12 protein-coding genes are annotated in these 13,256 nt (G+C 73.8%); 8 read left to right on the forward strand and 4 right to left on the reverse strand.

Translation table 11 applies throughout. The features are described 5' to 3' along the window. Positions 1-317: 317 nt before the first annotated feature. The 4 genes from rpsA to ACIQV3_RS05025 all read left to right on the forward strand — a co-directional run bounded on the left by rpsA (position 318) and on the right by ACIQV3_RS05025 (position 4,301). Complete coding sequence (gene rpsA, locus ACIQV3_RS05010) at positions 318-1,835, forward strand: 30S ribosomal protein S1 (protein ID WP_403709835.1); 1,518 nt, start codon at positions 318-320, stop codon at positions 1,833-1,835. Positions 1,836-2,080: 245 nt separating this feature from the next. After that, complete coding sequence (locus ACIQV3_RS05015; protein ID WP_403709837.1) at positions 2,081-3,019, forward strand: PAC2 family protein; 939 nt, start codon at positions 2,081-2,083, stop codon at positions 3,017-3,019. Positions 3,020-3,086: 67 nt separating this feature from the next. Next, the gene (gene coaE, locus ACIQV3_RS05020; RefSeq protein ID WP_403709839.1) at positions 3,087-3,695 is read left to right on the forward strand and encodes a dephospho-CoA kinase; all 609 of its coding nucleotides are present in this window, start codon (positions 3,087-3,089) and stop codon (positions 3,693-3,695) included. A gap of 210 nt (positions 3,696-3,905) precedes the next feature. Then, positions 3,906-4,301: a tetratricopeptide repeat protein gene (locus tag ACIQV3_RS05025; protein ID WP_327309492.1), complete on the forward strand. Its 396-nt coding sequence runs from the start codon at positions 3,906-3,908 to the stop codon at positions 4,299-4,301. Between the two features lie 12 nt (positions 4,302-4,313). On the opposite strand, the gene ACIQV3_RS05030 is transcribed toward ACIQV3_RS05025, so the two are convergent. Further along, positions 4,314-4,619 carry a DUF6343 family protein gene (locus tag ACIQV3_RS05030; RefSeq protein ID WP_403709841.1) on the reverse strand — a complete coding sequence of 102 codons (306 nt, stop codon included), beginning with the start codon at positions 4,617-4,619 and terminating at the stop codon, positions 4,314-4,316. A gap of 23 nt (positions 4,620-4,642) precedes the next feature. Then, on the reverse strand, positions 4,643-5,281 hold the full coding sequence (locus ACIQV3_RS05035) for a hypothetical protein (RefSeq protein WP_403709843.1): 639 nt from the start codon (positions 5,279-5,281) through the stop codon (positions 4,643-4,645). Positions 5,282-5,422: 141 nt separating this feature from the next. On the opposite strand from ACIQV3_RS05035, the gene ACIQV3_RS05040 reads away from it, so the two are divergent. From ACIQV3_RS05040 to ACIQV3_RS05050, 3 genes are all read left to right on the forward strand, one after another. Continuing rightward, the gene (locus ACIQV3_RS05040) at positions 5,423-6,778 is read left to right on the forward strand and encodes a helix-turn-helix domain-containing protein (protein ID WP_403709845.1); all 1,356 of its coding nucleotides are present in this window, start codon (positions 5,423-5,425) and stop codon (positions 6,776-6,778) included. A gap of 178 nt (positions 6,779-6,956) precedes the next feature. Continuing rightward, complete coding sequence (locus tag ACIQV3_RS05045; protein ID WP_403709847.1) at positions 6,957-9,866, forward strand: SNF2-related protein; 2,910 nt, start codon at positions 6,957-6,959, stop codon at positions 9,864-9,866. After that, a complete protein-coding gene (locus tag ACIQV3_RS05050; RefSeq protein ID WP_403709849.1) occupies positions 9,863-11,071 on the forward strand; it encodes an SWIM zinc finger family protein in 1,209 nt (402 codons plus the stop codon). The genes ACIQV3_RS05045 and ACIQV3_RS05050 overlap by 4 nt, the downstream gene beginning before the upstream one ends. Here ACIQV3_RS05050 and ACIQV3_RS05055 read toward each other — a convergent pair. Further along, positions 11,052-11,597 (reverse strand): hypothetical protein, encoded by a 546-nt coding sequence (locus ACIQV3_RS05055; protein ID WP_403709851.1) that lies wholly within the window; start codon positions 11,595-11,597, stop codon positions 11,052-11,054. The genes ACIQV3_RS05050 and ACIQV3_RS05055 overlap by 20 nt on opposite strands. Positions 11,598-11,760: 163 nt before the next feature. On the opposite strand from ACIQV3_RS05055, the gene ACIQV3_RS05060 reads away from it, so the two are divergent. Next, on the forward strand, positions 11,761-12,486 hold the full coding sequence (locus ACIQV3_RS05060) for a chaplin (protein WP_403709853.1): 726 nt from the start codon (positions 11,761-11,763) through the stop codon (positions 12,484-12,486). Here ACIQV3_RS05060 and ACIQV3_RS05065 read toward each other — a convergent pair. Next, a complete protein-coding gene (locus ACIQV3_RS05065; protein ID WP_403709855.1) occupies positions 12,479-13,162 on the reverse strand; it encodes a DUF2293 domain-containing protein in 684 nt (227 codons plus the stop codon). The genes ACIQV3_RS05060 and ACIQV3_RS05065 overlap by 8 nt on opposite strands. Between the last annotated feature and the right edge of the window lie 94 nt (positions 13,163-13,256).

The following is a 13,256-nucleotide window of genomic DNA, read 5'->3' on the forward strand; positions in this document are numbered from 1 at the left end:
GCTGGAGGGGCCATCGGCGCCTGCCCGCCCGCCAATTGTGCCGGTTGTGCGGTGATCCGCCCGGGGTGTCCGCCTTCGCGCATTGACCCTGTCCGGCTGCCCCCGTATGCTACAAGTTGCGCTGCGAGCCTGTGCTCCTCAGACCTAGCAGGCTGCGCTTGTATCTGCTGATGTCCCCTCGGTTCTCGAGGCCCCCACCCCGCATCTCGCGGAACTGGGGCTTCCTTGGCTGTCCGGCTTCTTCGGCAGATGCCGATAAGGGCTCCCGGCGTAGCAGTACCTACGACTTTCTGTCCGTAACCGGAGCCCTTACCCACATGACGAGCAGCACCGAGACCACCGCAACCACCCCGCAGGTTGCGGTCAACGACATCGGCGACGCGGACGCGTTCCTCGCGGCGATCGACGCGACGATCAAGTACTTCAACGATGGCGACATCGTCGACGGCGTCATCGTCAAGGTTGACCGGGACGAGGTTCTCCTCGACATCGGTTACAAGACCGAAGGCGTCATCCCGAGCCGCGAGCTCTCGATCAAGCACGACGTCGACCCGAACGAGGTCGTCAAGGTCGGCGACGAGATCGAGGCCCTGGTTCTCCAGAAGGAGGACAAGGAAGGCCGCCTGATCCTCTCGAAGAAGCGCGCTCAGTACGAGCGTGCCTGGGGCACCATCGAGAAGATCAAGGAAGAAGACGGCATCGTCACCGGTACCGTCATCGAGGTCGTCAAGGGTGGTCTCATCCTGGACATCGGCCTCCGCGGCTTCCTGCCGGCCTCTCTCGTCGAGATGCGTCGCGTCCGCGACCTCCAGCCCTACGTGGGCAAGGAGCTCGAGGCGAAGATCATCGAGCTGGACAAGAACCGCAACAACGTGGTCCTGTCCCGCCGCGCCTGGCTCGAGCAGACCCAGTCCGAGGTTCGCCAGACGTTCCTCACCACCCTGCAGAAGGGTCAGGTCCGCTCCGGCGTCGTTTCCTCGATCGTCAACTTCGGTGCCTTCGTGGACCTGGGTGGCGTCGACGGTCTCGTCCACGTCTCCGAGCTGTCCTGGAAGCACATCGACCACCCGTCCGAGGTTGTCGAGGTCGGCCAGGAAGTCACCGTCGAGGTTCTCGACGTGGACATGGACCGCGAGCGCGTCTCCCTGTCGCTGAAGGCGACGCAGGAAGACCCGTGGCAGCAGTTCGCCCGGACGCACCAGATCGGTCAGGTCGTCCCGGGTAAGGTCACCAAGCTGGTTCCGTTCGGTGCGTTCGTCCGCGTGGACGAGGGCATCGAGGGTCTGGTCCACATCTCCGAGCTGGCCGAGCGCCACGTGGAGATCCCGGAGCAGGTCGTCCAGGTCAACGACGAGATCTTCGTCAAGGTCATCGACATCGACCTCGAGCGTCGCCGGATCTCGCTGTCCCTGAAGCAGGCCAACGAGTCCTTCGGTGCCGACCCGGCCTCGGTCGAGTTCGACCCGACCCTCTACGGTATGGCTGCCTCGTACGACGACGCGGGCAACTACATCTACCCCGAGGGCTTCGACCCCGAGACCAACGACTGGCTCGAGGGCTTCGACAAGCAGCGCGAAGCCTGGGAGGGCCAGTACGCCGAGGCGCAGACGCGCTTCGAGCAGCACCAGGCCCAGGTCATCAAGAGCCGCGAGGCCGACGAGGCCGCCGCTGCCGAGGGTGCGGCCGCTCCCGCCGCGGGCAGCAGCAGCAGCGCCGGTGCGGGCATCTCGGGTGGTTCGTACTCCTCCGAGGGTGCGGACGAGACCTCTGGCGCCCTGGCGTCCGACGAGGCCCTCGCCGCGCTCCGCGAGAAGCTGGCCGGCGGCCAGAGCTGATCGCAGCAGCACGGCGCGAGCCGAGCTGATCTTCACCGGTAAGGCCCGTCCCCTCTGGGGGGCGGGCCTTACCGCGTTGCGGGGCACGCGTTGCGGGGCACGCGTTGTGGGGCACTGCGCTGTGGGGTCGAGCCGCATGTGCCGTCTTCCGGTGAACACCACCTCGTGAATACCGTCAACTGGGGAATGGTCACGGGTCCTTGGACGTTCTTGCCAGAGAACGCGGCGGAGGAGGAGTGGTGGCGGTGCTTGATCCACAGGGTTTGTACGAATGGGACGCCAAGGGCCTGGCGGTGGCCGACCTGGCGCTCGCCCAGGACTCGGCCGGGCTGGTCATGCTCTACCACTTCGAGGGGTACATAGACGCGGGCGAGACCGGCGAGCAGATCGTCGAGCGGCTGCTCGACGCGCTGCCCCACCAGGTCGTGGCCCGGTTCGACGCGGACCGCCTGGTGGACTACCGGGCACGCCGTCCGCTGCTGACCTTCCAGCGCGACCACTGGACGGAGTTCGAGGAGCCGCTGCTGGAAGTGCGCCTCGTCCAGGACGCCACGGGCGCGCCCTTCCTGCTGCTGTCCGGCCCCGAGCCGGACGTGGAGTGGGAGCGCTTCGCCGTCGCCGTCCGGCAGATCGTCGAGCGCCTGGGCGTGCGGCTCTCCGTCAACTTCCACGGCATCCCCATGGGCGTCCCGCACACCCGGCCCGTCGGGATCACCCCGCACGGCAACCGGACCGACCTCATGCCGGGACACCGCAGCCCCTTCGACGAGGCGCAGGTCCCCGGCAGCGCCGAGTCGCTGGTCGAGTTCCGCCTCGGTCAGGCCGGGCACGACGTGCTGGGCGTCGCCGCCCACGTACCGCACTACGTGGCGCGCTCCCCGTATCCCGACGCCGCGCTGACCACGCTGGAGGCGATCACCGCCGCCACCGGGCTGGTCCTGCCGTCGGTCGCGCACGCGCTGCGCACCGAGGCGCACCGCACGCAGACGGAGATCGACCGGCAGATCCGGGAGGGCGACGAGGAGCTGGTCAGCCTGGTGCAGGGGCTGGAGCACCAGTACGACGCGGCGGCCGGCGCCGAGACCCGGGGCAACATGATCGCGGAGCCCGCGGAGATTCCGTCGGCGGACGAGATCGGCCTCGAGTTCGAGCGGTTCCTGGCGGAGCGCGAGGGCGAGGGCTGAGGGGCGGCGGGGGCGGAACGCCGGGGGTCCGTACGGGGCCCAGGACGCGGGGGCTAGTCTGCCGGGCATGTTGAAAGTTGGCCTGACAGGCGGAATCGGCGCCGGCAAGAGCGAGGTCTCGCGGCTGCTGGCGGGGTACGGAGCGGTCGTCGTGGACGCCGACCTGATCGCGCGGGAGGTCGTGGAGCCGGGCACGCCCGGGCTCGCGGCGGTGGTGGCCGCCTTCGGGGAGTCCGTACTGAATGAGCAGGGCGGGCTGGACCGGCCGAAGCTGGGGTCGATCGTGTTCGCGGACCCCGGGAAGCTGCGCACCCTCAACGGGATCGTGCACCCGCTGGTCGGGGCCCGGTCCGCCGAGCTGGAGGCCGCCGCGGGGCCCGACGCGATCGTGGTGCACGACGTACCGCTGCTCGCGGAGAACGGGCTCGCGCCGCTGTACGACCTGGTCGTCGTGGTGGACGCGGCGCCGGCCACACAGCTGTCCCGGCTCACGGGGCTGCGGGGCATGGAGGAGTCGGAGGCCCGGGCCCGGATGGCCGCGCAGGCCACGCGGGAACAGCGGCTGGCCGTGGCCACGCTCGTGATCGACAACGACGGGCCGCTGGAGGCGCTGGAGCCGCAGGTGCGCAAGGTGTGGGCGGAGCTCACGGCGCGGGCGGCGGGCGCCGGGGCGTGACGGGTGCCGCGTGAGGCTACCGGGTGACGGCTGACAGGTGACGGGTGGCGGGTGACGAGTGACGGCTGACAGGTGGCGGGCAGGTTCCGTTTCCCGGCCGCCGATGCCGCCGTCCGCGAGCTGTACGCCCCACTCGGGGAGCGGCTCGGCTGACGGAATAGGGGCGGTGCGCGGGGCGTTGAACGCGCCTGTAGAGGGAAGGAACAGACCGTGTCCGACACCACGCCGCAGCTCCCGCCGCCCCCTCGGTCCTCATCGCCCGAGACGCACGTCATCGACTACCGGGCCGCGGAGCAGCTCCTCGCCGCGCGCGACCCGCGCGGTGCGGTGAAGCTGCTCGACTCGGTCATAGCCGCCCACCCGGAGAACACGGCGGCCCGGCTGCTGCGCGCCCGGGCGTTCTTCGCCGCCGCCCAATTGCGGCCGGCGGAGCTGGAGTTCGAGATCGTGCTGGAGCGGGAGCCGGACAACGCGTTCGCCCACTTCGCGCTGGCCCGCACCCACCAGCGCGCCGGCCGGCCGGACCAGGCCCGCAAGCACTTCCGCCTCGCGGCCGCCCTGGACCCCCAGCCCGACTACCTGGCGGCGGCCCGCTTCGAAAAGTAGCCGACCCAGGCCCTAGCCGTCGGGGGGCTCGTACGGCGGGACGTCGCGGCCCGGCTGGTAGTGCGGGCCCTGGTGGATGTGGCGGAGCACCACGGCCAGGTCCACGGCCGCGAGCAGGGCCACGGCGGCGCAGGCCGCGGCCCATCCGGGCCGGGCGGCGAGCGAGAACGCCGCCGCCCCGGCGCCGGACCAGATCAGCCCCCACAGGCTCAGCCAGAACCGCAGCCGCAGCGCGCTGCGGGCGGTCGCCGGCTCGTTTCCCGTGCGCCTGGCCATCGCCGCCTCCGGGCCCTCGCCCCCGCTCTCGGTCCCTTCCATGGTCCCACCGGGGGCGTCACGCGTCAGGGGTTGAGCTTGTTCACGGCCCTGACGGTCGTCTTCTTGAAGGCCGTGACGGGGGCGTGGCTCAGGTTGCCCATCTGCCCCCACTTCACGACGGTCACGGTGGAGCCGTCGCGCCCGATGCCGTACAGGTGCACGCCGGGCTCGGACTCCGGGATGGAGGTGTGCACCCCGTAGACGTGCGCGCCCTCCTCGACGCTGACCTTCCCGTAGTCCTGCCAGGAGGCCGTACCGCCCGGGGTCTCGCGCAGCCAGTCGGCGGCGCAGGCCGCCACCTTGCGCTCCAGGGCCGCCTTGAGCTTGATGGCCGCGGTGCTGGAGGACGTACGCACGGACACCTGTACCGCGCCCGTGTCGAACTCGGTGGAGAAGTCGCGGTACCAGCTCCCGGTGGTGGGCAGCACGCCGTCCACGCAGAACGGTGTGAACTCGGGCAGCCCCTTGGTGACCTTCCCGGCGTACCAGGGGGAGCCGGGGTGCGGGGGCAGGTCGGTGCCGGCCAGGAACCCGGGCGCGGTGACGGCGGCCGAGGAGGTGGTGGAGGCGGTGAGGACGAGGGCCGTGGCGGCGGCCGCGGTGGCCGCGAGGACGGCGGTGGTCCGGGCGGTGCGGGTGGCCCGGGCGGTGCGTCGGAACATGGTCGGTTCTCCCCGTGAGGCTGGTCGTGGTGTGCGTCTGGAGAAGGCTGTACCCCGGCCCGGGCCCGCGGCGCCGGTTCGGGACGAACTCGGGACAATGGAACGGCCGTGCGTACCGTCAGCTGCGGGAACATCCTTGGCATGGAACGGAACTCCGGGACGGGGAGATCGGCCGAGGCGCAGGCGTTCGCGCGGTCGATGAGGGAACTGAAGGAGCGGAGCGGGCGGAGCTACGGGACTCTCGCCCGTGTCCTCCACACGAGCACGTCGACCCTGCACCGGTACTGCAGCGGTGAGGCGCTGCCCGCGGAGTTCGCGGTGGTCGACCGCTTCGCGCGGGCCTGCGGGGCGACGCCGGCGGAGGCGGTGGAACTGCACCGGGCCTGGCTGCTGGCGGACGCGCGGCGGCGGGCGGTCACGGTGGTGGAGGCGGAGCCCGTGGGTGAGAAGGACCGGGCGGAGCCGGAGCCGGAGCCGGAGCCGGAGCCGGAGCCGGAGGCGCCGGTACCGGTACCGGCGCCTCCGGCTCCGGCTCCGGCGCGCCGGTCCGGGCGCCGGCTGCTGCTGGCCGGGGTGGCGGCGGCCGCGGTCGTGGCACTCGCCGCGGGCGTCGGATGGCTTGCGCCCGCGGGCGCGGAGCGCCGGGCGCCGCGGGCCGGGCCGACGGTGGCCGCGCCGGGTACGGATCCGGGTCCGGCGGGGGCCACGGGGAGCGGGGCGGCGACCGGACCGGCGGCGTCGGAGGCCGCGCCGGCGGAGTCGGGAGCGACCGGGCCCGCGGCGACGCCGACGCAGACCGGCCCGGCGACGGGCCCGGCGGCGGGCGCGGCGACGGGAGCGCCGACCGGGCGGCCCACGCCGACGGGTGGCTCCTCACCCGCGGCTGCGCCCCTGCGGGCGGCCGTACGGTCGCACGTGTGGGCGGCGGCCTGCGACCACGCGTACCTCGCGCAACAGGCACCCTCGGCGGTGCCCCCGCCACCGGTGGAGGCGGACGCGCCCGCGTGGGCGGCCGGCCGCGGGGCCGTCCACGCGGGGAACCAGATCGTGGAGGTGACCCTGCTGGGCACGGGGCCGGACCCGGTGGTCCTGGAAGACCTGGAGGTACGGGTGGCCGCGCGACGGGCCCCCCTGCCGTGGAACGTCTACCAGATGTCGCAGGGCTGCGGGGGCGGGCTCACCCCGGCCGGATTCACGGTCAACCTGGACGCGTCGCGCCCGCTGGCCCGGCCGGCGGCCGGTAACGACGAGGGGGAGAAGATCGAGGCCCCCGCCTTCCCGCTCAGGGTCTCGGCCGCGGAACCGGCCGTACTGCGGGTGGTGGCGAGCAGCACCGGATGCGATTGCGACTGGTACCTGGACCTCCGCTGGAGCGGCCCCGAGGGCTCCGGCACCCTCCGCCTCGACGAGGGCGGCCGCCCCTGGCGCATCTCCGCCGTCTCCTCGAACCGCCCGGTCTACGGCTACGCCCCCGAGCGCGGCCGCTGGGGCCGCTGAACCGGCGTACCGCCGAGGGGCAGCATGGCGGGGCGGGGCGGGGCGGGGCGGGGTGGGGTGGGGTGGCTCTGGATCTGGATCTGCTGGGAATGCGCAGGTCAGATGGATTGTCGGTGGGGCCGCCTAGAATCGGCGGCAGACGGGATCCGTCTGTCGACGACGGGGAGAGGGGGACACGATGGGTACGCCGACGACGCGGCACGCGCCGGCGCGGGCGGCCGGGGGCGGGGTCGCTCTGGTGCGGCACGCCGCCGTGTTCCTGCCTGCGGCCGTACCCCGTGAGAGCCGGATCGCCTTTTGGGCACCCGACGGGGACGCCTTGCCCGCCGAGGGCGTCGCGGGCACGCTCCAGGTGGTGCGGTCCCACGGCGAGGGTGTGCGCACCCGCACGGTGCCCGCCGTCACGCTGACCGTCACCGCCGCCCTGCCCCTGCTGGTCCGTGCGGCGCGTGGGCCCCTGGCGCATCCCGCGACCCGTGCCTGGGGGGCCGCCGCGGTCCAGGCGCTGTCCCTCGTCGCGCGGGGCCGGCTGCTGCCCGGGCTGACCCCGGACGGGGTCGACGCCTGGCGGGCCGGGCCCCTGGACGCCGAGGACATCGCGCATCTGCGCGCGGTCGCCGCCGCCCTGCCCCACGAGGGGTACGCCTCCCCGCTCGCCGGCCGCCGCCCGCTCCAGCTGCCCGAACCGGAGGCGCTGGTCAGGGCGTTCCTCGACGCCGTCGCCGACAGTCTGCCCCGGACCCCCGCCGCGGCCTTCGCCGCGGGCCGCCCCTTCGCGGCCCGCGAGCCGCAGCAGGTCCCGGCGATGCGGGACTGGGCCGCGCAGGTCGCCTCGGGCGCGGACACCGGAGTCGGGATCTCGCTGCGCCTCGACCTGTCCTCCTTCCGTCTCTTCGACGAGGCGGAGAGCGAGGCCGCGAGCGGGGCGGAGCGGGGGCAGGACGTGCGCCGTGCCGGGGCCGCCGTGGTCCAGGTGCACAGCCTCGCCGACCCGACCCTGGTCACGGACGCCGCGATGCTCTGGGCGGGCGCCGCCGCGGCCGGCTTCGGGCCCCGCGCCCGGATCGACGCCGTCCTCGCGCTGCGCCGGGCGGCCCGGGTCTGGCCGCCGCTGCTGCGGCTGCTGGACCAGCCGGTCCCCGATGTGCTGGCCCTCTCGGACCCCGAGCTCGAAGACCTGCTGGGGCGCGCGGCGACCCGGCTCGCGGAGGCCGGAGTCCCGGTCCACTGGCCGCGTGAGCTGGCTCGTACGCTGTCCGCGACCGCGGTCGTACGGTCCACCGCGCCCGGTTCCGCCACCGACGGCACCGCGTTCTTCGACGCCGAGCACCTCTTCGCCTTCTCCTGGGAGCTGGCGCTCGGCGGGGACCGGCTCACCCCGGGGGAGATGGACGCGCTCGCGCAGGCCCACCGGCCCGTGGTGCGGCTGCGCGACCAGTGGGTGCGGGTCGATCCGGAGCTGGTGCGCAAGGCGCGCAAGCGGGAGCTGGGTCTGCTGGACCCGGTGGACGCGCTGGCGGCCGCACTGACGGGGACGGCCGAGGTCGAGGTCGACGGGGAGCCGGTGGCCGCGGTGCCCGTGGGGGCGCTGGCCGCCCTGCGGGACCGGCTGACCGGGGAGCTGGCCCCGCTGCCCCAGCCGGCCGGGCTCAAGGCCACCCTGCGCGACTATCAGGCCCGCGGGCTGGCCTGGCTGGACCTGATGACCTCGCTCGGACTCGGCGGCTGTCTCGCCGATGACATGGGCCTGGGCAAGACCGTCACCCTGATCGCGCTCCACCTGCACCGCGACCGCCCCGAGCCGACGCTGGTCGTCTGCCCGGCCTCGCTGCTGGGCAACTGGCAGCGGGAGATCGAGAGGTTCGCCCCCGGTACGCCGGTGCGCCGTTTCCACGGAGCCGGCCGCAGCCTCGAAGGGCTCGCCGATCAACCCGCCGGGGGGTTCGTCCTCACCACCTACGGAACCATGCGCGCGGGAGCGGCCCGGCTGGCCGAACAGCCCTGGGGCATGGTCGTCGCGGACGAGGCCCAGCACGTCAAGAACCCGCACTCGGCGACCGCGAAGGCGCTGCGCACGATCCCGGCGCCCGCCCGGGTGGCGCTGACGGGCACCCCGGTGGAGAACAACCTCTCCGAGCTGTGGGCGCTCCTGGACTGGACGACCCCCGGACTGCTCGGCCCGCTCACCGCGTTCCGGGCCCGGCACGCCCGGCCCGTGGAGCACCAGACGGAGGAGGACGGGGGCAACGAGGCCGCGGTCGCCCGACTGGCCGCGCTGGTCCGGCCGTTCCTGCTGCGGCGCAAGAAGTCCGATCCCGGGATCGCGCCCGAACTGCCGCCGAAGACGGAGACCGACCACCCCGTGTCCCTCACCCGCGAGCAGGCCTCCCTCTACCAGGCGGCGGTGGACGAGGCGATGGCCGTGATCGGCGCGAGCGAGGGCATCGAGCGGCGCGGCATGATCATGAAGCTGCTGGCCTCGCTCAAACAGATCTGCAACCACCCCGCCCAGTATTTGAAAGAGCACAGCTTGAAGGAAGCCGAGCCCCGGATCGTGCACCGTTCCGGGAAGCTGGCCCTGCTCGACGAGCTGCTCGACACGATCCTGGCCGAGGGCGGCTCGGTGCTGGTCTTCACGCAGTACGTGACGATGGCCCGCATCATCGAGCGTCATCTGACCGCGCGCGGGATCTCCCACCAACTCCTGCACGGGGGGACGCCCGTGCCGCGCCGCGAGGAGCTCGTGGACCGCTTCCAGGCGGGGGAGGTGCCCGTGTTCCTGCTCTCCCTCAAGGCGGCGGGCACCGGCCTCAACCTCACCCGCGCCGGGCACGTCATCCACTACGACCGCTGGTGGAACCCGGCCGTCGAGGAGCAGGCCACCGACCGCGCCTACCGCATCGGCCAGACCCAGCCCGTCCAGGTCCACCGCATCATCGCCGAAGGCACCGTGGAGGACCGCATCGCCGAAATGCTGGAGGCCAAGCGGGCGCTGGCCGACGCCGTGCTCGGCTCCGGCGAGACCGCGCTGACCGAGCTCACCGACCGCGAGCTGGCCGACCTCGTCTCCCTGCGCAGGCCCGGATGATCACCGCGCGCGACGACCGGCGCCGCACCTTCGAGACCGTGCCTCCGGGCGTGGAGGCCGTCAGCTGGTGGGGCCGGGCCTGGGTGTCCGCCCTGGAGGCGGTGGCCTGCGACGACGCCCGTCTGATCCGGGGCCGGACGTACGCCGCCGAGGGGCACGTCGACGCCGTCACCATCACCCCGGGCCGGATCGTGGCCTACGTACGGGGCAGCCGGCCGCGGCCGTACCGCACCGAACTGTCCCTGCCCGCCTTCTCGGACGCCGAGTGGCGCGAGCTGCTGGAATCGGTCGTGGCCGATCCGACGGCGCTCGCCGCGCTGCTGGAGCGCGAGGTCCCGGAGTCCCTTTCCGAGTCGGTCCTGCCCGGTGCCGGTGAGCTCGTGCCGCGCTGCTCCTGCCCGGACGTGGCCCGTCCGCCCTGCAAGCACGCCGCGGCCCTGTGCTACCGCGCGGCCCGGCTCCTGGACGCCGACCCCTTCGTGCTGCTCCTGCTGCGCGGCCGCGGTGAGCGGGAGCTGCTGGAGGAGCTCACCCGGCGCAACGCCGCCCACGCCGCGCGCGAACAGCCCGACGGGACACCGGACTTCCCCGGCGTCGCGGCCCGCGCCGCGCTCGCCCGCACCGTGCTGCCGCCGCTGCCCGCTCCGCCGGCGGCGCCCTCCGCCGCCGGGATGCCGCCCGCGTACCCGGCCGACCCGGCGGCCCCGGACCCGCTGGCCCTGGACCAGCTCGCCGCGGACGCGGCCGCCCGCGCCCTGGCGCTGCTGCGCACCGGCGAGGATCCGATGGCCGGGCTGAGCCGCTGGCAGGACGCCGTCCGGCTGGCCTCGGCCCACCCCACGGCCGGGCTGACCGGCGCCGCCCGCGCCCTCTACCGCGAGCTGGCCCGCGCCACGGGACGCAGCACCACCGACCTGGCCCGGGGAGCGGCCGCCTGGAGGCAGGGCGGTCTGCCCGCCCTGCTCGCCCTCGAAGAGCCCTGGGACCCGCCGGCCGGCCCCTTCGACCGGGCCCGCCCGGCTCTCCTCGCCGCCGCCCAGGGCTCGTTCCGCCCCGACCGGAACCGGCTCACGGGCTCCTACCAGCAGCTCCGGCTAGGCCGGGACGCCCTCTGGTACTCCTACGAGAACCGCCTGGGCGACGACGACTGGTGGCCCACGGGCCGCCCGGCCTCCCCGGATCCGGTCACGGCCCTGCTGGGCTGAGCCCGGCCGCCCAGCGGTCGAGGGTGACGAAGTCCTGCGGGCGCAGGCCGTGGCGGGGGTGGATGCGCAGGAGCAGGGCCGGGGCCGGGTGGTGGGCGGCGACCCAGGCGCGGTCCCGGGGCGTGATCAAGTCGTCGACCCAGGCGAAGGGGCGGCCGGCCGCCCATTCCAGGAGGGGGCGCGTCTTCCAGAAGAGGCCGTCGGGGTCGCGCGCGAAGGGTTCCGGCCATTCGATGACAGGAAGATCAGCCGGTAGTCCGATGTGCGGGGAGATCAGGGTGTTGGCCTCGTGGGTCCAGGCGGTGGCCCAGGCGAGGTCGTAGGGCAGGGCCAGCAACCGGGCGCCGTGGGTGGGGTGCAGGCGCACCCGCAGGCCGCGCCGGGCACTGCGGGATTCCGGTGCGCGGTAGGCCAGCCAGATGCTCGGACGCATCCGGTGGCTGGTGTATCCGCGGAGGCCGGCGAGGCGGGACCGGAACGGGTTGAGGGGGCCGTCCACGTCGAGGAGGAGCAACGGGCGAGTCATGAAGTAGGGATTACCCAGTACACGATGGAGTGAAATGCCTACCGGCGCTATAACCCGAATGGGGTTACGGCGTTGTTTCCGGTACGGGTGCAACGCCCGTGGACCCTTCCGGAAGGCAGGAAATCTGATGCGTCACAGTCGTCGGAATGGCTTGATCGCGGCGGTGGTTGCGGGGGGTGGACTCGCGGTCGCGGGTGCGGGTGGCTTCGCCTTCGCCGACGCGGAGGCGGGCGGGCAGGCCGTGGGCTCGCCGGGGGTGCTGTCGGGGAACCTGCTGCAACTGCCGGTGCACGCCCCGGTGAACGTGTGCGGGAACACCGTGAGCGTGGTCGGCGTCCTCAACCCGGCCGCCGGGAACCGGTGCGTCAACGCCTCCCGGGGCGGCGGGAATCCGGGGCAGCCGGGCCATCCCGGGCCGCACCCCTCGCACCCCTCGAAACCCGGTGCCGGAAACGGTGCGGGGAACGGTGGCCCGAGCGGCCACGGCGGGGAGGGCGGGCACGACGGTCCCGGTCGCGGTGCGGTGGCCGAGGGGCGCGGGAAGGATTCTCCGGGGCTGTTGTCCGGCAACGGTCTCCAGCTCCCCGTCGAGGTGCCGCTCAACATCAGCGGCAACGCGGTGAGCGTCGTCGGCGTCGGCAACCCCTCCGTGGGCAACACCTCCGTCAACGGCTCGACCCCGGTCGTCGGCAAGCCCGTCCAGCCGCCCGTCCGGCCGCCCGTCCTGCCGCCCGTCGCCGTGCGGCCGGTCACCCCGCCGGCTCCGCCGCGCGACCACCCCTCCGCGCTCGCGCACACCGGGTCCGAGGGCGTCGGCTACCTGCTGTCCGGTGGCGGCGCCATGCTGCTCGGCGGAGTGCTCCTCTACCGCCGGTTCCGGCTCAACTAGCACGCTCGGAGCGGCCGGAGGCATCGAAGGGCGCCTGCCAGCCGTCCAGGATCGCGTCGATCCGGGGCGCCAGCCGGGCCCGGGCCGCGAACCGCGGCACGCCCCCCATCAGCAAGGCGTCGTACTCGGTGTCGAGGTGCCGGACGGCCGCCCGTACCGCCGCGTACACGGCGGGCGGGTCGAGGGCCCGGCCGGCCGCGCTACGGCCCACCCGGCCACTGCCGCGCACCGAGGCGTGCGCGGCGATGGCCCGGGCCCGGTCGGCGGGGCAGCCGGGGAACAGGCGCAGGATCTCGGCGGCGAAGGCCGCCGTGAAGCGGGTGTCCTCGGCCGCCCGGCGCAGCCGGTCGCGTTCCCGGCGGCGGGCCCGCGCCTCGGCGTCCGCGAGGCAGGCACGCTCGGCGCGGGCCAGGGCGGCGTCCTCGACGAGGATCCCGAGGCGCTCGTACCGGCGGCGGCGCCGGTGGAAGCGGACCACGACGGCGGACAGCGCACTGGCCTCGTGGGCCCGTCGTGTGAGGGCCGTGTCGCCGCGCGGCAGGTAGACGAGGTGTCCGAGGTCGGCGCAGTCCAGGCAGCGGGGCACGCCGGTCTCGCGGACGAGACGGCGCAGCGGTCCCTGGCGGCACTCCGCGCAGTGGATCTGCTTCGTCGACTCGAAAACGACCAGGCTCATGTCGGAGTGATACCGCCATTCAGGCCGTATATCACCTTGTAAGAATGGGTACTTGCGGTTTCACAGAGTCTTCCCTGACCTCGTGGTGTCCTCC

It is taken from the genome of Streptomyces sp. NPDC099050, from assembly GCF_044759865.1.
In the GTDB taxonomy this organism is placed as follows: Bacteria; Actinomycetota; Actinomycetes; order Streptomycetales; family Streptomycetaceae; genus Streptomyces.